The 20,649-nt window shown below is 62.5% G+C and carries 10 protein-coding genes and 3 pseudogenes; 12 read left to right on the plus strand and 1 reads right to left on the minus strand.

Annotated elements, in window-relative coordinates:
* Window positions 1-3 precede the first annotated feature (3 nt).
* From lpxB to rnhB (PT85_RS06585), 12 genes and pseudogenes are all read left to right on the plus strand, one after another.
* Window positions 4-1,134 (plus strand): lipid-A-disaccharide synthase, encoded by a 1,131-nt coding sequence (gene lpxB / locus PT85_RS06545; protein ID WP_039606221.1) that lies wholly within the window; start codon window positions 4-6, stop codon window positions 1,132-1,134.
* Between the two features lies 1 nt (window position 1,135).
* Entirely contained in the window at window positions 1,136-1,762 is a 627-nt protein-coding gene (gene rnhB / locus PT85_RS06550) for a ribonuclease HII (RefSeq protein WP_039606222.1), read from the plus strand.
* Between the two features lie 178 nt (window positions 1,763-1,940).
* Entirely contained in the window at window positions 1,941-3,647 is a 1,707-nt protein-coding gene (locus PT85_RS06555; protein ID WP_234702672.1) for a ShlB/FhaC/HecB family hemolysin secretion/activation protein, read from the plus strand.
* 37 nt (window positions 3,648-3,684) lie between these two features.
* On the plus strand, window positions 3,685-14,880 hold the full coding sequence (locus PT85_RS06560; protein WP_039606223.1) for a two-partner secretion domain-containing protein: 11,196 nt from the start codon (window positions 3,685-3,687) through the stop codon (window positions 14,878-14,880).
* Window positions 14,881-14,882: 2 nt separating this feature from the next.
* Window positions 14,883-15,164, plus strand: a complete 282-nt coding sequence (locus tag PT85_RS18000; protein WP_139181983.1) for a hypothetical protein — start codon at window positions 14,883-14,885, stop codon at window positions 15,162-15,164.
* Window positions 15,165-15,238: 74 nt separating this feature from the next.
* Window positions 15,239-15,310 (plus strand): annotated as a pseudogene (locus tag PT85_RS18270) (transposase); the annotation flags it as partial.
* 250 nt (window positions 15,311-15,560) lie between these two features.
* A complete protein-coding gene (locus tag PT85_RS17715) occupies window positions 15,561-16,235 on the plus strand; it encodes a hypothetical protein (protein ID WP_197058164.1) in 675 nt (224 codons plus the stop codon).
* Window positions 16,232-16,684 carry a hypothetical protein gene (locus PT85_RS18005; protein ID WP_139181982.1) on the plus strand — a complete coding sequence of 151 codons (453 nt, stop codon included), beginning with the start codon at window positions 16,232-16,234 and terminating at the stop codon, window positions 16,682-16,684. Before PT85_RS17715 ends, PT85_RS18005 begins: the two co-directional genes overlap by 4 nt.
* Before the next feature lie 118 nt (window positions 16,685-16,802).
* Complete coding sequence (locus PT85_RS06570; protein WP_039606225.1) at window positions 16,803-17,504, plus strand: transposase; 702 nt, start codon at window positions 16,803-16,805, stop codon at window positions 17,502-17,504.
* Window positions 17,505-17,642: 138 nt separating this feature from the next.
* Window positions 17,643-18,344 (plus strand): hypothetical protein, encoded by a 702-nt coding sequence (locus PT85_RS06575; protein ID WP_052199868.1) that lies wholly within the window; start codon window positions 17,643-17,645, stop codon window positions 18,342-18,344.
* Window positions 18,345-18,374: 30 nt separating this feature from the next.
* Window positions 18,375-18,851, plus strand: a pseudogene (locus PT85_RS06580) (lipid-A-disaccharide synthase); the annotation flags it as partial.
* Window position 18,852: 1 nt separating this feature from the next.
* Window positions 18,853-19,512, plus strand: coding sequence for a ribonuclease HII (gene rnhB, locus PT85_RS06585; protein WP_052199716.1), 660 nt, complete (start codon window positions 18,853-18,855; stop codon window positions 19,510-19,512).
* Here rnhB (PT85_RS06585) and PT85_RS06590 read toward each other — a convergent pair.
* Window positions 19,475-20,500 (minus strand): annotated as a pseudogene (locus tag PT85_RS06590) (IS3 family transposase). The gene rnhB (PT85_RS06585) and the pseudogene PT85_RS06590 overlap by 38 nt on opposite strands.
* Window positions 20,501-20,649 lie beyond the last annotated feature (149 nt).

Genomic DNA, 20,649 nt, shown 5'->3' on the forward strand with positions numbered 1-20,649 from the left:
GCCATGGCGGCTTCCTTGCGCGTCGCACTGGTTGCCGGCGAAGCGTCCGGCGACATCCTCGGCTCGGGCTTGATGCGTGCCCTCAAGGCACGCCATCCGGAGGTGGAGTTCATCGGCGTCGGCGGTCCGCGCATGGAGGCCGAGGGCCTGGTCTCCATGTTCCCCATGGAGCGCCTGGCGGTCATGGGCCTGGTCGAGGTGCTCGGCCGACTGCCCGAGCTGCTGCGCCGCCGCAAGCAGCTGATCGCCGACCTGACCGCCGCCAAGCCCGACGTGTTCATCGGTATCGACGCCCCGGATTTCAACCTCGGTGTCGAGCTCAAGTTGCGTCAGGCCGGCATCAAGACCGTTCACTATGTCAGCCCCTCGGTGTGGGCCTGGCGGCAGAAGCGCGTGTTCAAGATCCGCGATGCCTGCGATCTGATGCTGACCCTGTTCCCGTTCGAGGCACAGTTCTACACCGAGCACCAGGTGCCGGTGTGCTTCGTCGGCCACCCGCTGGCCGACGATATCCCGCTGCAGGCCGACCGCGCCCAGGCGCGCCGCGAGCTGGGTCTGGCAGAGGAGGGCGCCGTGGTGGCCCTGCTGCCAGGTAGTCGGGGCGGCGAAGTGGCCAAGCTGGGTAGTCTGTTCCTGGATGCCGCCGAGCGCCTGCGCGCCCTGCGTCCGGAGCTGCACTTCGTATTACCCTGCGCCAACGCCGAACGCCGCGCCCAGCTCGAACAGATGCTGGCCGGCCGCAACCTGGCGCTGACCCTGCTCGACGGCCAGTCGCACCAAGCGCTCGCCGCCTGTGATGCGGTGCTGATCGCCTCGGGCACCGCCACCCTGGAAGCGCTGCTGTACAAGCGGCCCATGGTGGTCGCCTACAAGGTAGCGCCACTCACCTACCGCATTCTCAAGCGGTTGGTGAAAAGCCCCTACGTATCGCTGCCCAACCTGCTGGCCCAGCGCCTGCTGGTGCCCGAGCTGATCCAGGATGCCGCCACCCCGGACGCCTTGGCGCAGACGCTGGCGCCGCTGATCGTCGATGGTCACGCGCAGACCGACGGCTTCGACCAGATCCACCGCACGCTGCGCCGCGATGCGTCGGCGCGTGCGGCCGACGCGGTGCTGGCACTGGTGGGCCGCTAAGATGCAGCTGGGCCTGGATTTCGAACTGGTCGAGGAACTGGTCGCCGGTGTCGACGAAGTTGGCCGCGGTCCGCTCTGCGGCCCGGTTGTCACCGCCGCGGTGATCCTCGATCCGGCCCGCCCGATCCGGGGCCTCAACGACTCCAAGAAACTCACCGAAGCGCGCCGCGAGGCGCTGTTCGACGAGATTCAGGAAAAAGCCCTGGCCTGGTGCATTGCCCGCGCCGAGGTGGACGAAATCGACCGCCTCAACATCCTCCACGCCACCATGCTGGCCATGCAGCGCGCTGTGGAGGGGTTGAGCGTCACCCCGAAACTCGCCCTGATCGACGGCAACCGCTGTCCCAAACTCTCTGTGCCCAGCGCCCCGGTGATCGGCGGCGACGCCGAGGTGCCCGCCATCGCCGCCGCCTCCATCCTCGCCAAGGTCAGCCGCGATCGGGAAATGCAGGCGCTGGACCTGATCTACCCCGGCTACGGCCTGGCCGGCCACAAGGGCTATCCCACGCCGGCACACCTTGAAGCGCTGCAGCGGTTGGGGGCGACGCCGATTCATCGGCGGAGTTTTGCGCCGGTGCGAATGGCACTTGAGGCGAGCGAAGTCAGTCTGGATTGCGGTACAGCGTAGCCTCGAGCGGATAACCGGCACTCTGTCCAGTCCTTGGGTCTGAAAATTCGATCCGCATCACGGATTGATGTCTTTGTGACATCATCGAGTTCTCGGCTTCGGTATATTGCGCGTCGCTCAAAGCTGTATGGGCTCGCTTGCCGAGATCTAGCGCGCGCTCGCATCGCAAGGATGCCGCATGATTTTCTCTCCCACCATGTATGCCGTTCCGGGGTTTGCCTTGCTGCTCAGCAGCGTTGCGCAAGCCGCCTCCCCGGATCTCGCCCAGCAACAGCTCCTGCTCCAGCAGGAGCGCGAGCGTGTGCAGCGCGAGCAGCTCGAATCACGCCCGGACGTCAGGCTAGAGGCGCCTGTAGCCGACGACTCGCTGCGCCTGCCTGTATCCGAAACGCCCTGTTTCCGCATCGATGAAATCCAGCTGGTGGGCGAGCACGCCGATGATTTCCAATGGACGCTGCGGGCAGCCAATCCCTCCCGTGATCCCGCGCTGGGGCGCTGTCTGGGCGCACGGGGTATCAACCTCAGCATCAAGCGCATTCAGGATGCGATCGTCGCCCGAGGCTTCATTACCACTCGTGTCCTGGCTGAATCCCAGGATCTGAACAGCGGCCGGCTCGTCCTGACTCTCATTCCCGGTGTTATTGATGCGATACGGGTCGCTCCGGGCAGCAGCCCGCTGGCCAACGTTGGGAGTGCTGTGCCGGCACAGCCCGGTGATCTGCTCAACCTGCGCGACATCGAGCAGGGACTGGAAAATCTCAAGCGCGCGCCAACAGCGGAAGCGGATATCCAGATCGAGCCCGCGCGCAGGGAAAGCGCCGGGCCCGGCGCCAGTGATCTGGTCATTCATTGGCGGCAGCGTTTCCCCGCGCGGCTCAGCCTGTCGCTCGACGACTCCGGCAGCGAATCGACGGGCAAGTATCAGGGCAGCGTCGCGGTGTCGCTGGACCATCTCTGGCATGCCAACGACCTGTTCCATGCCAGCTACGCCCATGACCTGGGGGGCGGTAATAAGGGAAGCAAGGGCACCGAGGGCCACTCGCTGCATTACTCGGTGCCGTTCGGTTACTGGAGTCTGGCCGCCACGCTCAACTCATACGACTACTACCAGTCGGTTGCGGGCGCCAACCAGACCTACCGCTACAGCGGCACCAGCGAAAACAGCCAGGTGAAGCTCACCTGGCTGGCGTACCGCGATGCCATGCGCAAGAGCCATGTCTCGTTGGCCGGCTGGGAACGCGCGTCCAGCAATTTCATCGACGACACCGAGGTGCTGGTGCAGCGCCGACGGATGGCCGGTTGGGAGGTTTCCCTGGGTCATCGCGAACACCTCGGTGCCGGCAGCCTTGACGCCGGCTTGACCTACAAGCGCGGTACGGGCGCGCGTGACTCGCTGCCGGCGCCGGAAGAGGCGTTCGGCGAAGGCACCTCCCAACCCCAATTGATTACCGCCCACGCCCAGTTGAGCCTGCCTTTTGCGCTGGGTGATTGGCGCCTGCGCTACCAGCCGAGCTGGCGCGCACAATGGAACCGAACACGCCTGATTCCCCAGGACCGTTTTTCCATCGGCGGGCGCTACACGGTGCGTGGTTTCGACGGTGAAAACATCCTCTCCGCCGAACGCGGCTGGTTGGTGCGTCAGGAACTGGCCCTGGCCCTGGGGCAAACCGGCCAGGAAGCGTTTATGGCGATCGATCACGGTCAGGTCGGCGGTCCCAGCGCCGAGAACCTGATCGGCACGCACCTCACCGGCGGTGCGCTCGGCATACGTGGCGGTTACCGGGGTTTTACGTACGAAGGCTTTATTGCGGCGCCGCTCGACAAGCCCGCGCAATTCAGCACTGCCGATGTTACTGGCGGTTTCAATTTGAACTGGTCGATCTAGGCGGCCAGGAATCCGATTGCAATGACAGGAAGTTGCCATGAATAAGCATCTGTACCGGGTGATTTTCAACAAGGCGCGCGGCCTGCTGATGGTAGTGGCCGAGAACGTGAGCTCGGACGGCAAGGCCGGAGGCTGCGTAGCCGGCTCGCCGGCGGGTCTCGGAAGTGGAGCGGTCAGCGTGACGCTCGACCCGCTGCGCTTTGCCTTCCTGCTGGTGCTCGGCCTGATCCTGCCCGGTGCCGCCACGGCCGCCATCGTGGCCGATGCCTCGGCTCCGGCCGGCCAGCAGCCGACGGTGATCACCACCGCCAACGGCGTGCTGCAGGTCGACATCCAGACGCCCAGCGCCGCCGGCGTGTCGCGCAACACCTACAGCCAGTTCGACGTGGACAACCGGGGTGCGATCCTCAACAACTCCCGGGTTGATGTGCAGAGCCAGCTGGGTGGCTGGATTACCGGCAACCAACGTCTGAACGATGGCACGGCGCGCATCATCCTCAACGAAGTGAATTCCAGCGCCGCCAGTCACTTGAACGGCTATATCGAGGTGGCCGGCGACCGCGCTCAGGTGGTCATCGCCAACCCGGCCGGTATCAGCTGTGCGGGCTGCGGCTTCATCAACGCCGACCGTGCGACCCTGACCACCGGCGCACCGATCCTGAACGAGGGGCGCCTGGACGGTTACGCCGTCAGCCGGGGCGAGGTCAGCATCCAGGGCGCGGGCCTGGACGGCCGCAGCACCGCCTACACCGACATCATCGCCCGCTCGGTGCGCATCAACGCCGGCATCTGGGCCAACGACCTGAAGGTCACCACCGGCAGTAACCAGGTCAGCGCCGATCACAGCCAAGTAGTGCCCTTCGCCAGCCTGGGCGCCAAGCCCGAGTACGCCATCGACGTCGCCCACCTGGGCGGCATGTATGCCGGCAAAATCCGTCTGGTCGGCACCGAGCACGGGGTTGGGGTACGCAACGCCGGCACCCTGGCCGCTGAAAGCGGCGATTTGGTGGTGACCCTGGACGGCCGGCTAGAAAACACCGGTCTGCTGCAGGGCAAGCAGAACATTCAACTGACCACCACAGGCGGTGTCCGCAACAGCGGCACGCTCAGCGCGCAGCGGGAGCTGCTGCTCAGCACCACGGCGGACCTGGACAACAGCGCCGGGCGCATCAACGCCGCGCGGCTCGACATCGGCGCCCAGTCACTGAAGAACCGCGACGGCGACCTGGAGCAAACCGGCACGCAGGTGCTGGCAATCGTCGCCGAGAGCCTGACCAACCGCGAGGCGGGGCGTATTGGCGTAGCGGAGACGCCGAGCAGCGGCACGGGGAGTGAGTCCGGCTCGGGCAGTATGCCAACCGTCCCGGAAACCGGCGCGACGCCGCCGAGCTCAGGTGAAAACAATGGCAGCGCACCGGAACCCGAACACATCGAACGACTGGCCGACGGCCAACTGCTGATTGGCGAGCTACTGGACAATGACGCCGGACGCATCCTGGCCGGGGGCAAGGTCACCCTCGCCACCGAGAACCTGAACAACGATCAGGGCCGGCTCGGCGTTCATCAGCTCAGCGTGAACGGTGGCGAGTTCAGCAACCGGGCGGGTGAGCTGACGGTGACTACCGACGCGGATATCACCACGACGCGCCTGCGCAACGACCAAGGCAAGTTCAGCGTCGGCGGCGCGCTGGACTTGCGGGCCGGCGAGCTTTCCAACCGCGGCGGCGAGCTGGTCCACAGCGACTCCTCGGCCACCGAGATGAGCGTCACGGGGCGCCTCGACAACAGCGCCGGCCTGCTGGCCACCAACGCGGCCAGCCTTACGCTGGACGCCGGGGTTTTGGTCAACGAGGACGGCCGACTGGAGCATGCCGGCGAACAGGGATTGACCCTGCGCCTGGGCGACCTGCACGGCGCTGGAGGGCGCATCACCACCGGCGGTGCGCTGGACTTGGACGCCGGCGACATCGACCACCGTGGCGCGACCCTGACCGCCACCCAGGTGAACCTGCGCGCGGACAATCTCGACAACCGTGCCGGCTCGTTGATCAGCTCAGGCACCGAAAACAACCGCCTCGACGTTGCCGGCCGCCTGGACAACAGCCAGGGCGGCTCCATCGCCAGTAACGGCGACCTCAGTCTGAGCGCCGCGCACCTGTCGAACGCCCGGGGCAGCATCCAGCATGCCGGTGATGGCCAACTGGCGATCCAGGCGGGCACCCTGGACGGAGTCGCTGGCACGCTGGTCAGCAACGGCACGCTGACGCTCGGTGGTGGCCAGCTCGACTTAGGCGAGGGCAGCACCAGTGCCCAGCGCATCCAGGTGGAAGCAAACAGTCTCCGCACCGCCGGTGGCCGCCTGGTTGCCACCGGCACCGAGGCGCTGGAGCTGAGAATCAAGGGTTTGCTGGACAACGCCGGCGGCACCATCGCCGGCAACGGCGCGCTGGAACTGAGCGCCGGCGAATTGGACAACCGTGCGGGCACCCTGCAGTCCTCCAGCGAACAGGCCAGTCAGATCTGGGTGGCCGGCAGCCTCGACAACAGTGCCGGCATCCTGGCGACTACCGGAGAGCTGAGTCTGACGGCTGGTGAACTGCATAATGCCGGCGGCCAGGTGCAGACCGCCGGCGACAGCGCGCTGCGCCTGACGGTCGATGGCCTGCTGGACAACAGTGCCGACGGGCGTATCGCCACTGCCGGTGAGCTGGCGATTCAGGCACAGACCCTCGATAACCGCACCGGGCGCATCGAGCACGCTGGCGAGGCCGGCCTGTCCATCGCGGTAGAAACCCTGTCGGGTGCCGGCGGCACCCTGGCCAGCAACAGCGGCCTGACGCTGAGCGGCGAACACATCGACCTGCGCGAAGGCGAAACCAGTGCAGAGCGCATCCAGGTAAAGGCAGACGCGCTGATCACCGCCGGCGGGCGGCTGGTGGCCACCGGCGAAGAAGCGCTGGAGCTGCGGGTCAGCGGCCTGCTGGACAACGCCGGCGGTACGATTGCCGGCAACGGCGCGCTGGAACTGAGCGCCAACGAATTGGACAACGGTGCGGGCATCCTGCAGTCCTCCAGCGAGCAGGCCAGCCAGATCCACGTAACCGGAAGCCTCGACAACAGCGCCGGTACCCTGGCGACCACCGGTGCGCTGAGCCTTGCGGCTGGCGAGCTGCACAACGTCGGCGGCCGTGTGCAGACGGCGGACGACAGCGCGCTACGTCTGGCGATCGACGGCCTGCTGGACAACAGCGCCGATGGACACATCGCCACCGCCGGCAAGCTGGCGATTCAGGCACAGACCCTGGACAACCGTGCCGGACGCATCGAACACGCCGGCGAGGCCGGCCTGTCCATCGCGGTAGAAACCCTGAAAGGCGCAGGCGGCACCCTGGCCAGCAACAGCGACCTGACGCTAAGCGGTGAGCACATTGACCTGAGCGAGGGCAACACCAGCGCCCAGCGTATCCAGGTGGATGCCGGTGACCTGATCAATGCTGGCGGACGGGTGATCGCTAGTGGCCTCGACGCCCTGCAATTGCGGATCCGCAACCTGCTGGACAACACCGCCGGCCTGCTGGCCGGCAACGGCGACATGACGCTAACGGCGCAGAGACTGGTCAACGAGAGCGGTGCCATTGAGCACGCCGGCGAGGGACTGTTGTCCATCGCTGTGCAGCGCCTGGACGGCGCCGGTGGCAGCCTGGTCGGCAACGGTGCCCTTGAGATCAGTGGCGAGCACATCGACCTGACGAATGCCACGACCCATGCCGAGCGCATCCAGGTTCAGGCGGGCGAGCTGATCACCGCCGGCGGGCGGCTGATCGCCACCGGCATCGAGACCCTGCACCTGCAGGTGAGCAACCTGCTGAACAACGCCGGCGGCACGCTGGCCGGCAACGGCGCGCTGGATCTGAGCGCCGGGGCGCTGGATAACCGCGGCGGTACCCTGCAGGCCGCCGGCGAGCAAGCCAGCCGGATCCAGGTGGCGGGCAGCCTCGACAACCAGGCTGGCGTACTGGCTACGCGCGGAGACACCGCGCTGCAGGCTGGCGAACTGCTCAACACGGCGGGGGCGTTGCAAACCGAAGCCTCCCTGACATTGGCCGTCGAGGGTTTGCTGAGCAATGACGCGGGTGGTGTGATCAGTGTCGGCGGTGCGGCCGATGTGCGGGCCCGGTCTCTGGACAACCGCGCCGGCACCGTCAGCGCGGGGGACGAACTGACCATCGTCACCGCCGAAGGCATCGCCAACCGTGCGGGTGTGCTGGTCGGCGGCGATGGTGTGCGGGTCTCGACCGCCGCGTTGGACAACCGCGAGGCTGGCACCGTCGCCTCGCTGCGCTCCGATCTCGATCTGATCAGTGCCGGCCGGGTGGACAACGCCGGTGGCACGTTGCAGGCCGCCGGTGCGCTGACGGTGGAGTCCTCGGGCCTCGGCAACGCGCAGGGCACCCTGCTGGGTGCCAGTCTGTCGGTTGATACGCGTCAGCAGGCACTGGACAACCGGGGTGGCACCCTGGCCACGACCGAAGCGGGGATGATCCTGCGCACCGGCGCCCTCGACAATACCGGCGGCCTGCTGCAGGCCGCCGGTGATCTCGCCGTGGACACCCATGGTGCGGCGCTGCTCAACAGCGGCACCGGCGAGTCGGGCGGCATTCTCGCCGGGGGCGACCTTGCCGTCGTCAGCGGTGACCTGGACAACCGGGGCGGCCTGATCCATGCCCAGGACGACCTGGCGGTCCATGCCGGCCGCTTCGACAACCGCAACGCTGGTTTGACCGGCAGTGGAGGGCACAGCCTGCTGCGCGTCGATACGCTGGACAACAGCGGCGGCACACTGCACGCCGGCCTCGGCCTGGACGCCTGGGTAAAAGGCATCCTCACCAACAACGGCGGCCTGATCTCCGCCGGCGAGCTACTGAAACTGTCGGCCGCCGCAGTGCTCAACCGCGACACCGGTGCCGCCAACCCGGCCACGCCGCTGGGCTTGCAGGGTGGTCAAGTGGAGATCACCACCGGCCAACTGGACAATAGCGCGGGCCTGATCGCCGCTGACGAACGCATCGCACTGACCGGCACCGCCGCCAACAGCAGCCTGAACAACAGCCAGGGCACGGTCTCCTCGGCCGGCAGCCTGCTGATCGAGACGGGCGCCATCACCAATACCGGCGGCACCCTGCTGGCGGCCACCGACAACCGCATCACGGCCAATTCGTTGACCGGCGACGGGCGCGTCCTCTCGCAGGGCGACCTCGGCCTGACCCTCAAGAGCGACTTCAACAACAGTGGCGAAGTGACTGCCAACGGCCAGGCGCGCATCGAGACCAGTGGCCAGCTGACCAACAGCGGCAGCCTGCGCGCCGGCGATCTGGATGTGCATGCCAGTGCCATCACCAACACCGCCACAGGCGAGATTTCCGGCGGCCGGACGCGCCTGACCACCCCGGGCACGCTGACCAACCGGGGACTGATCGATGGCCAGCAGACCTGGATCAACGCGGGCACCCTGAACAACATCGGCACCGGGCGCATCTATGGCGACCACATCGCCATTGCCGCAGGCAACCTCACCAACCGTGAGGAAACCGTCGGGGGTGTGATCAGCACCGCCACCATCGCAGCCCGTGAGCGCCTGGACCTGGGAGTGTCTGGAACCCTACTCAACCGGGAAGAGGCGCTGATCTTCAGCGCCGGCAGTGGCTCGCGTGCACTCAACATCGGCGGCGCACTGGACGCCAACGGCTGGGCCATAGGCCGAGCCGGCAATGTGGAAAACCGCAGCGCCACCATCGAGTCGCTGGGTGGCCTGAGCCTGTCGGCGACCACGCTGCTCAATGTCAATGACCATCTGCAGACTGCCGAGGTGCGGACCCTCGGGCCTACCGCCGTCACCTACATCCAGCCAGAGGGTGATAACAACAAATACGACATCAGCAATTTCCGCTGGAAGAGCTGGAGCCGTGCTGGTTATTACCGCTGGAAGGACGATCCCGATATCGGCGAATCCGGCGTGCTGGGCAAGTCGCCGATCGTTGGCGTACGCGAAGTCGAGTGTCTGGCTGAGGATGACGACAGCTGCACCTTCCTGCCGGGCGCGGAGTACCCGGCGGATGATCCGGCCTGGGCGTATTTCAAGGTGGCAGCACCTGATCCGGAGCCGCAGCCGCCGCGCCGGGAGGATTACCAGGTGCCCGAGCCGCAACCCGAGGTGCAACCGGGTTCCGAAGGTGCCGAGCCCGTAGCGGAAGGCGAAGTCGAGTCGCAACCGGAACCCGCGCCCTGGCCGGACCCGGTGCTGGTGGCGGAACTGGAGGCGGCCTACCAGGCGGCACTGGAGGAGTGGCAGCTCGCTCATGCCGCCTGGGAGCTGGAGACCGAGGCCCGCTATGACGCGCTTGACGCCAAGGTTCAGGCCTACAACAGCCAGTTCGATGGCCGCAAGATCAAGCGCTGGACCCAGTACGAAGTCACGCGCACGGAATACACCACCCAGGTCACCAAAACAGCGCCGGCGAAGATCATTTCCGGCGGTGCCATGTATCTGGAAGGCTTGAGTCTGACCAACCGCAACAGCGAGATCATCGCCGGCGGTGCCCTGACCGTGGTGGGCGGGGAGCTCAAGAACGAGGACGAAAAAGGCAAGCACCGCGTTCATGAAGAGGGCACTCACCGATATACGCACGAGTATTGGCGAGGTGGCTTCAAGCGATATCACAAGCGTGATTGGCACGACAAGGTCTCATACAAGCCCGCAGACCAGGTGACAACGATCAACCTGAACGTCGCACAGGTCGTCACCCACGCCAACGGCGAGGGCAGCGACTACCGGGTCGGTGCGCGTGACGCTGTTACAGTCCAGGCCAACGCCTCGGGGGCCTCGACCGGGTCGCTGCAACAGGATGCACGCACGGTAGCCGGCGGCGGGGTGCGCCTGGAGAGTGGCCAGGCACTGGGCGCCATCGGCGGGCAGAAGGCTGACCAGGTCACCGTAAGCCTGGGCAAGGCCGTTGCGGCAAGCGCGGCCGCCAGCGCTGCCAAGGCCCAGGGCAATGGTGTGGTCGGCATGGCCAGCGGCGGCTCGGCCGGCAACGTTGAGCAGACCACTCCCGACAACGTCGGCCCGGTCGGCAGCGTCTGGGACCTGCCCACCAGCAGCCTGTTCAAGGTCAGCCCCGGCAGCGGCAGTTTCCTGGTGGAAACCGACCCGCGCTTCACCAACCAGCGCACCTGGCTGAACTCCGACTACCTCCTGGGCCAGCTGTCGCTGGACGCCGCCGGCATGCAGCAGCGCATCGGCGACGGCTTCTATGAACAGTGGCTGATCCGCGAACAGGTGGCGCAACTCACCGGGCGACGCTATCTGGAAAACTACGCCGACGACGAGGCGCAGTACCGCGCGCTGATGGAAGCCGGCGCGACCCTGGCCCAGGACTGGAACCTGCGCCCGGGCGTGGCGCTCTCCGCCGAGCAACTGGCGCGGCTGACCAGCGACATCGTCTGGCTGGTGGAGGAGACCGTGCGCCTGCCGGACGGCACGCTGACCACGGCGGTGGTGCCCAAGGTCTACCTGGTGCCGCGCGAGGGCGACCTGGACGGCAACGGCACGCTGATCTCCGCCGAATCCATCGACCTGCGCCTGGAAGGCGATCTGGTCAACAGCGGCACCATCGCCGGGCGCAGCGTGGTGCAGCTGAGCGGCGACAACCTGCGCAACCTGGGCGGACGCATCAGCGGCGAAGACGTGCTCATGCAGGCGCGCACCGACCTGGAAAACCTGGGCGGGCGCATCGACGCGCAGGACAGCCTGCTGCTCAGCGCCGGGCGCGACCTGACGGTGGCCAGCACCACGCACAGCGAGCAGAACAGCGGGGAGAACTGGTCGGCCAGCCGCACCCACCTGGATCGCGTGGCCGGGCTGTACGTCAGCAACCCCGGCGGCACGCTGGTCATGGCGGCGGGCCGGGACATCACCCTGGCGGGCGCCGAGGTGGTCAACGCGGGTGCGGGCAGCCAGACGCTGATCGCCGCCGGGCGCGACCTGACCCTGGCGGCGGTGCACACCGAAAGCCAGCACACCAGCTCTGCGCGCGTGGAAACGCCCGAGCCCAAGGGTTTCGAAGGGTTGTTCCGGCGTCGCCCGGCCGACACCCACAGCGAATCTCAAACCAAGGACATCGGCACCACCCTGCGCGCCGGCGGCGACCTGACCCTGCAGGCCGGCGGCGATCTGTTCGCCCAGGCGGCGCAGGTGCGCAGCGGCGGGAATCTGCACGCCAGCGCCGGCGGCGACCTGCTGATCGTCTCGGGCAGCCAGAGCGCGAGTTACAGCCTGGCTGGCGAGGGCGTGACCGTCGAGGTGCAGGACAGCGCCCAGCGCTCCAGCAGCTTCGACGTCACGGGCGATATGCATCTCTCAGCCGGCAACGACCTGCTGCTGATGGCCAGCCAACTGAAGGCCGGTGGCGACGCCAGCCTGACGGCGGGCAACGACATCGCCCTGCTGGCCGGGCAGAACTACAGCTACTCGCTCACCGAGTATCAGCACAAGGGCAGCTTTGGGCGCCAGACCCACCAACGCGACGAGGTCACGGATCTTTCCCATGTCGGCAGCAGCGTCGCCAGCGGCGGCAACCTGACCCTGCAAAGCGGCGGCGACCAGCGCTACCAGGCGGCCAACCTGCAAAGCGACGGCGATCTGACCCTGGACAGCGGCGGGGCCATCGCCTTCGAAGGTGTCAAGGACATGCACCAGGAAAACCACGCCAGCAGCAGCAACGACTGGTCGTGGATGAAGAGTTCGGGTGAAGGCTGGACCGACGAAACCCTGCGCCAGAGCCAGCTGGTGGCCCAGGGCAACCTGGTGATCAAGGCGGTGGAAGGCATCTCGCTGGACATCAAGGAGATCGACGAGCACAGCGTCAGCCAGACCATCGACGCGATGGTGGAAGCCGACCCGCAACTGGCGTGGCTCAAGGAGATGGAACAGCGCGGCGACATCGACTGGCGGCGCGTGAAGGAAGTGCACGACTCCTACGAGTACGACCAGCAGGGCATGGGCCCGGCGACGGCGTTGGCGGTGGCGATTGCGGTGTCGGCGGTGGTAGGGCCGGCGGCGGGTGCTGTCGGCAACATGGCTACCGTGGGTACGGGGGCTCTGGCGGCGGGTACGAGTGCAGCCGCCGCGGCAGGCGTTACGGCGATTTCGGTGCAGGCGGCGACGAGCCTCATCAACAATGGCGGCGATCTGGGCGCGGTGGGCAAGGATGTCTTCTCCGAGGACAGCCTAAAGGGCTATGCCACGTCCATGCTGGCGGCGGGGTTGGTCTCGGGAGTCGTCGATTCGAATATCAAGGGTGGCCAGTCAAGCGACGTGGCCAATACCTCGAAGGATGCCGCCACGGCGGGCTCGAAGGCGGCCAACACAACCAAAGGTTTCGATCTCAGTACCTGGAGTGGCAAGGGCGGCTATGCCCTGAATGGTTTGGGCCAGGCCGGCGCGCAGGCCACTGCGCAAACAATCGTCAACGGCGGCAGTTTCCAGGACAACCTGGAAGGCGCGTTGGTGAGCCAGGCATACAGCACCATGCAGGCGTTGGCGTTCCATGCGGTGGGAGATTTCGCGAAAGAAAAGCAATGGGATGACGGCTCGCCGGAAAAGATCGCATTGCACGCGACGGTCGGTGGATTGCTTAGCAAGGCGATGGGTGGCGATTTCGCCACTGGCGCGGCTGCGGCCGGGGCCAATGAGGCGCTGACCAAGCATCTGTCCGATGGCCTGGGGCTGGATACCAATACGAAGCGGGGGAAAGAACTGGAGCAGGCTGTCTCTCAATTGATAGGTCTGGTCGGGGCAGGGGTGGTTGAGGGGAACTTACAACAAGGGTCGGACATTGCGAAGAATGCGACGGCGTTCAATAGGCAATTGCACCCGGATGAAATTGAATTTGCTTCCGATGAGGAACGCGTTAAGCGCTATGCAGCGGAAAATGGCTTATCCGAAATTGATGCTCGAAAAGAGCTTCTTCGCACCGCAGCGGCAATGGTGGATAAGGGTTGGAGTGCGGCTCTTAGTGAGCAAGATGGTAAAACGCAAAAAGCAGCGGATTTTCTGCGAGCAGAATTGACTGGAAATCAGGCAGGGCTTTTCCAGGTTACCTTGGCGGATTACAACAACGAACGCTTGGGCCTGAAAGAGCTTTTAACAGACAGAGGTAGCTTAGATACTATTCTGAAGAATGTGGCGCTGGTTGATCCGCTGGCATATAAAACAGACCCTAAGTATTTCAATGAGGTCATGAATGCTAAAGGGGTTGGTAGTCAGGAAGGATTTGGAGCTGCTATTAAGGGGGTCGTCTCCGCGCCGTCTCAAGCTGCTCTTTGGCTAATGAAGTCAGCGAACTGCCCTTCTTGCGCGCTGAATGATATTCAGGCTGCTTGGAGTGGCTTCACTTCCATTCCTGAAGAGTTAAGCTATAAAGGTTATCTTGATAATTTGCATATAATGCAAGGGTTGGGGACTGATGTTGTTAGGCAAAATTCAGCATCTTCTTCTCAGTTGGGTGTTGAAATTGGATTGGGTGCGGCAGGCGCCAAGAATCTTTCAGGACAGACTGATGGAGCAAAAACATTTGGGCTGGCCCCAATGCCTTCGAAATTGGAAGGCCCAAATGCAGGCGCGCTGGCTGGTGCCGTAGATAATGAATTTGGTGCGGCTTCTACTCAACGGCTGGCCGATTTTAAAACTTTTGGAATGGAAGTGGATCCCAAGAGTATCCCGGAGGGCGTGGCTATAATCGAAGAATACAAGCTTGCGGGGCTGAGCTCTGATAAGGCTGAAATTTATGCAAAGAGCTTAATCGAGTCTGGATCCACGGTTCCTGTTCAAAAGACCATTAATGATCCAATTTATAAGGTTGTGTCTGTAGGTGGAGAGCCTTCTCCTCTAACTCCCTATTGGGTTTCCGGTGAGGAGCTGGCTAATCTTAAGGTTGATCCGGTCAACGCTCTTGGTAAATTGGGGATTCCTCTTCAGAGTCATGGGGTTAAGTTCGATGTTTTTGAAATTAAGCCTAAGGGCGATGCTGTGGTATTTGAAAGTACAGTTGCGCCGACCCAGCAGGGCGCGTATAGGCAGTCGGGTGGGGCAGTTCAAACTCTTGTTCCCAATCGGAATCAGTTTACTGATGCACTTAAGATAGAAACGATAAGCCTTGATACGGCGGGGAGATAAGCGTGCATATTGATTTGGATGTCTTAAATGGTTCAGCTTCAATTCCCTCTGGTGTTTCGGAGATAACTATTCCTGCAGATTTGTCAAGAGAAATTTATCTGGCGAATATTTTCTTATTTCTGAAGGAAAACAAAGCCATCAAAAAGATATTTATTTGTGATGACTACCTGGATCCTCTGGATGTGAAGACGAGGTATTTTTGTAAGAAGTTGGCCGAAGATCTGCCCGGAGTCGAATTGGTTTGGATTCAAGAGCTTAAGCTAGATGGGCGGCATGGCAGATAGTGCCGAAAAAGCGTAAAAAGGGGACAGATTTATTTTCCCGTCTAGGCTGCCTTCTCCACGGATGGAGAAGAGTCATGCCCAGGATGGGACGTATCGTGTTGCCGAACTACCCGCACCATGTGGTCCAGCGCGGCCACAACAAGCGAAAAAAGGGGACGGATTTATTTTTTCCCTCGACACGCCGAACAGGAAAAATAAATCTGTCCCCTTTTTCTCTTTCTTTTTCTCGTTTTCTAAAATTCATTTTTGAGTGGAGAGTCTTGCTCCACGCAGGAGCAAAAAGACGAATTGGTAGCCAATGCTAAAGCACTAAGTGAGTTCAGGGATAAACAGTTTAACAGGTCGTGCGCTAACGACCCTGGTAGTGCCAGTTGTAGGGGTTCAATGAATTCCGCTATGGAATATGCTGCCATGCCAGATGCATGGGATTATATAAAGGATTATGTGCATAGATCCTCTGATAATGCTTTTGACAATCTTAATAATTATGAGGGTGCTGCCGATAGGTTTACTTTCTACCTTGATGGCATTGATCAGCGTGCAAATTTCTTTGGTGCAAGCCATCTATATCAGCAGAATGTTGGGGCGGGAGTTCAGTGGTTTGGTGGTGCTGAGTATGTGTCGCGTGCTCACTTGACCGGTTTGGGTGCGGATGGCTCAGCATCACAATATACCTTTGCTTTGGGTTCGTTACTTGGCGGGGTATGGCCAGTTTACGATTGGCGAGCAGCGGCGGGAGATGCGCTAATGAACGGAGGGTTTGCCACTTTTAGAAATTTATATAACTCCGGAACAAATAACCCTGTGGCCTGGGATGTAGCGCAGCTTAGGAATGAACAAAAGTTATTGCAGCCTATCCATGAAGAATATTTGAGTGGGTTTTGGTTGGGATTGTTCCGGGGCGCATCAAACATTGCAACTAATTCTGATTATCTTGGGCTTACGTCGCTAGCTGGACTTGAGCAAAAGCAAACCATGCCAGGAGGAGTCGAAATTCTAGATTATGAATCCAGAATTAATTATGGTTGTAAGTTGCTCGGGCTCCACGGTCAGAGTGCATGCTCTCCATGAACAAAATATATCCGCGCCGCAGAGTAGTGATTTTCTTTTCCTTGAGCCCATGCTTGGTTAGTCTTTCTCTTGGGCTTGCTTTGGGGCTTAAGGCTATTGCTCTGGGAGTGTCTGATCCTAAAGCTTGGCTTTTTGTTTTTATTGTGGCTTTTTTAGGTTCCATGCTTGCGCTTTTCTTATACGGTGTGCCAGCATTTATCCTAGGCTGTCTGTGTTGCTTGCTGAGATTGCATAGAACATTACCTTCTTTGATTTTAATTTCTTTTCTAGGCGGTTTCGCAGCTTACGCAGGAGAGTGGGTGGCGGTTAATTTTTACGGAGACAGAACCCCGTTGTCAGTTTTCTTAGAGCCTTGGATTATTTGGCTTCTTGGAGGGGGGGCGTCATTAATGGCAGGTTCTTTTGCTCTTCCAGGGAGAAAAAGAGGGTTGTCCGAAAAAGGGGGCTGAAAGAAAAAAAGACAGAAAAAGGGGACAGATTTGAATGGCACTTACTTAGCCCTCTTTGGAAAAAGGGACAGATTTATTTTCCCGTCTAGGCTGCCTTCTCCACGGATGGAGAAGAGTCATGCCCAGGATGGGACGTATCGTGTTGGCCAACTACCCGCATCATGTGGTTCAGCGCGGCCACAACCGGCAGGTTGTCTTCGCGGCCGACGCGGACTATCAGCGCTACCTGACGGATCTTCGCGAGCTCAAGGATGCCTTCGGGGTCAAGGTCTACGCCTACTGCCTGATGACCAACCATGTGCATCTGCTGCTGGCGCCCGGTGAATCCACGACCGGTTTGAGCCAACTGATGAAAACGCTGGCGGCTCGCGCCACGCGCTATCGCAACCGGCTGGAAGGGCGCTCCGGTACGCTTTGGGAAAGCCGCTACAAATCCAGCGTGGTGCAGACGGATACCTACCTGCTGGCTTGTTCTCGCTATATCGAACTGAACCCGGTGCGCGCCCGCATGTGTGCGGAGCCGGGCGACTACCCGTGGTCAAGCTATCGCGGGCGCATCAGCGAAGATGCCCCGGCGGACTGGCTGGATACCGATCCCTACTTCCTGGCGCTGGGTGCTGATCCAGGCGCGCGGCGAGAGCGGTACGCTGCATTCGTGAAGCAGGCGATTCCGGAAGAGGAGACGCGGCTGATCCGCGATGCGTTGCAGCGCGGGCAACTGACGGGTAGCGATCGTTTCGTCGAGGAGATCGAGCGCATCGCGGGCCTGAGAATCGAGCGGCGTGGGCAGGGGAGGCCAAGGAAGTGCAGTGAGAAATAAATTTGCTCCCTGTGGTCAGACGGCCAGCGACCTCGGCCTTGCGCTTGGGTGCTGCAATCTGTAGAAAGCTCTTCCCGGCGATGATATCAAAATGACTGCATGGTCACATTGCCATTCAAAAGGAAGAGAGAGCTTAGGATGAAGTACCTATTCAAACTGCTGCCCGTCATGCTGCTTGGCCTCGTTGTAACCGGCTGTGCCGGTATCAAGACCACCGAGTTCACCACGCAGGATTCCGTACGATTGGAAGGCAAGACCCTGGCCGTGTCCCGCTACAACGAACTGCCCAGTTTTGCGGCCCAGACGGCCGTAAACGTGCAGTTCGGCATGCTGGGCCTGGCGTCTGCCCAGTCGAGCGGCAATCAGATGATCAGGAACAATGGCATCGAAGATCCGGCCATGTCGATCGCCCGTGAGATTTCTCGGGGCCTGGCCAGCAACTACCGAGTCAAGGTTGTCGAAGCGGAACAATCCGTTCCGTTGAACAGCAAGGTAGATGCATTGGCAAAGACCTACTCGGATTATGACTTCATCCTTGACGTGAAGACGCTGGGCTGGGGTTCTATCTATTTCCCCTCCGACTGGAACAATTACCGCGTCATGTATTCGGCCCACGCAAGGCTGATCGATGTGGCAAACAAGAGTGTCCTCGCCGAAGGTCTGTGCTCCCACGTGCCCGACTATGACAATACGGACGACGCGCCCACCTACGAGCAACTCGAAAGCGGCGAAGGCCTGCGGGACTCGCTGGCAAACTCAGTTGCATTCTGTGTCGAGACCATCCAGACCGCTACGAAACTGCAGCAACCGACCGACACTGCTCTGGCCAGCGCCAAGTAAGCCGGTACTGCTTGGCAGTCGATTTAGAGGGGCCGTCTATCGGCCCCTTTTTTATGTGGTGCGCTTCGAAAAAGCGAAAAAGGGGACAGATTTATTTTCCCACTGGCCGGCCGCAACCTGGCCCTGACCCTGCTCGACGGCCAGTCGCACCAAGCGCTCGCCGCCTGTGATGCGGTGCTGATCGCCTCGGGCACCGCCACCCTGGAAGCGCTGCTGTACAAGCGGCCCATGGTGGTCGCCTACAAGGTAGCGCCACTCACCTACCGCATTCTCAAGCGGTTGGTGAAAAGCCCCTACGTGTCGCTGCCCAATCTGCTGGCCCAGCGCCTGCTGGTGCCCGAGCTGATCCAGGATGCCGCCACCCCGGACGCCCTGGCGCAGACGCTGGCGCCGCTGATCGTCGATGGTCACGCGCAGACCGACGGCTTCGACCAGATCCACCGCACGCTGCGCCGCGATGCGTCGGCGCGTGCGGCCGACGCGGTGCTGGCACTGGTGGGCCGCTGAGATGCAGCTGGGCCTGGATTTCGAACTGGTCGAGGAACTGGTCGCCGGTGTCGACGAAGTTGGCCGCGGTCCGCTCTGCGGCCCGGTGGTCACCGCCGCGGTGATCCTCGATCCGGCCCGCCCGATCCGGGGCCTCAACGACTCCAAGAAACTCACCGAAGCGCGCCGCGAGGCGCTGTTCGACGAGATTCAGGAAAAAGCGCTGGCCTGGTGCATTGCCCGCGCCGAGGTGGACGAAATCGACCGCCTCAACATCCTCCACGCCACCATGCTGGCCATGCAGCGCGCTGTGGACGGCTTGAGCGTTACACCGAAGCTGGCGCTGATCGACGGCAACCGCTGTCCCAAACTCTCTGTGCCCAGCGCCCCGGTGATCGGCGGCGACGCCGAGGTGCCCGCCATCGCCGCCGCCTCCATCCTCGCCAAGGTCAGCCGCGACCGGGAAATGCAGGCGCTGGACCTGATCTACCCCGGCTACGGCCTGGCCGGCCACAAGGGCTACCCCACGCCCGTCCACCTCGAAGCGCTGCAGCGCCTTGGCGCCACGCCTATCCACCGACGCAGCTTTGCGCCGGTGCGCAAAGCACTGGAAATGATCTTGCCCAGCAGTAGTGGACACGGATTTAGGCACTCATCCGAGCTTCAAAGGCTTCCGGGCTGATGTGCCCCAGCGTGCGCATTGTCGTAGCAGTTGCCTTTCGCGCTCATGCTGCAGCGCAACTGATGGGCTCGGATCAGCGTCTGGTAGGCCATCGAGCAGTACTGGCTGCCGCGGTCGCTGTGCACGATCACACCGGTGGGCTGCTTGCGTCGCCACAGCGCCATGCGCAGGGCATCGCAGACCAGGTCGGCCGTCATGCGTTCGCTCATGGCCCAGCCGATCACCCTCCGGGAATACAGATCAATGATCACCGCCAGATACAGCCAGCCTTCTTCCGTGTGCAGGTAGGTGATATCGCCCACCCATTTCTGATTCGGAGCCGATGCCGTGAAGTCCTGCTGGAGCAGGTTGTCCGCAACGGGGAGCGAGTGCCGGGAGTTGGTCGTGGCCTTGAACTTCCTGGCCGCTTTGGCGCGCAATCCTTGCCGTCGCATCGAGGCAGCAACCGTCTTGCGATTGCAGGGCAACCCCGCGTCCCGCAGGTCATGGCAAAGCCGTGGAGCTCCGCTGCGGCCTTTGCTTGCGCTGTAGGCCTGCGCGACCCGCTGATCCCGTTCGGCCCGTTGCTGATGGCGTGTAGAGGGGCGGCGTGAGCACCAGGCGTAGAAGCCGCTACGAGCGACGCCCAGCACACGGCACATGGCTTTCACCGAAAACTGCGAGGTGTGGGTTCTCATGAAGGCGTACTTCACTTGAGGCTCTTGGCAAAGTACGCGGCGGCCTTTTTTACGATGGCCAGCTCTTCGGCTTGCTCGGCCAGAAGCCGCTTGAGTCGGGCGTTTTCGTCGGCCAGAGATTGCTCACGCTCACTGTTGGTCTGTGATTGCTGCTGCTTGCTCCGCCAGCCATAAAGCTGGGACGCATGAAGGCCAAGCTGCTCGGCGGCTCTGCTGACGCCGACTCGCTCAGCGAGCGCCAAGGCTTCATCCTTGTAGGCTTGGGAGTGGCGGGTACGGGTTTGCTTCATCGTGCTTGCGGGTCTTGCCATGGTTCACCTCGTGCAGTGTATCGCTTAACGGGGTGTCCACTGGAGCTGGGCAAGATCAAAATTCTCTAGAGCTTTCCAGCCGATCTGCTGGTGGCTTCGATCCCGGTCAAACGCTTGCGTCATCCTTCTTGGTAACGAAAACGGGGCCT

The organism is Pseudomonas flexibilis (genome assembly GCF_000806415.1).
Taxonomy (GTDB): domain Bacteria; phylum Pseudomonadota; class Gammaproteobacteria; order Pseudomonadales; family Pseudomonadaceae; genus Serpens; species Serpens flexibilis.

Coding starts and splice junctions, on each gene's coding strand:
- lpxB (WP_039606221.1), top strand. CDS start 4: ATGGCGGCTTCCTTGCGCGTCGCACTGGTTGCCGGCGAAGCGTCCGGC.
- rnhB (WP_039606222.1), top strand. CDS start 1,136: ATGCAGCTGGGCCTGGATTTCGAACTGGTCGAGGAACTGGTCGCCGGT.
- PT85_RS06555 (WP_234702672.1), top strand. CDS start 1,941: ATGATTTTCTCTCCCACCATGTATGCCGTTCCGGGGTTTGCCTTGCTG.
- PT85_RS06560 (WP_039606223.1), top strand. CDS start 3,685: ATGAATAAGCATCTGTACCGGGTGATTTTCAACAAGGCGCGCGGCCTG.
- PT85_RS17715 (WP_197058164.1), top strand. CDS start 15,561: ATGGAATATGCTGCCATGCCAGATGCATGGGATTATATAAAGGATTAT.
- PT85_RS18005 (WP_139181982.1), top strand. CDS start 16,232: ATGAACAAAATATATCCGCGCCGCAGAGTAGTGATTTTCTTTTCCTTG.
- PT85_RS06570 (WP_039606225.1), top strand. CDS start 16,803: ATGCCCAGGATGGGACGTATCGTGTTGGCCAACTACCCGCATCATGTG.
- PT85_RS06575 (WP_052199868.1), top strand. CDS start 17,643: ATGAAGTACCTATTCAAACTGCTGCCCGTCATGCTGCTTGGCCTCGTT.
- rnhB (WP_052199716.1), top strand. CDS start 18,853: ATGCAGCTGGGCCTGGATTTCGAACTGGTCGAGGAACTGGTCGCCGGT.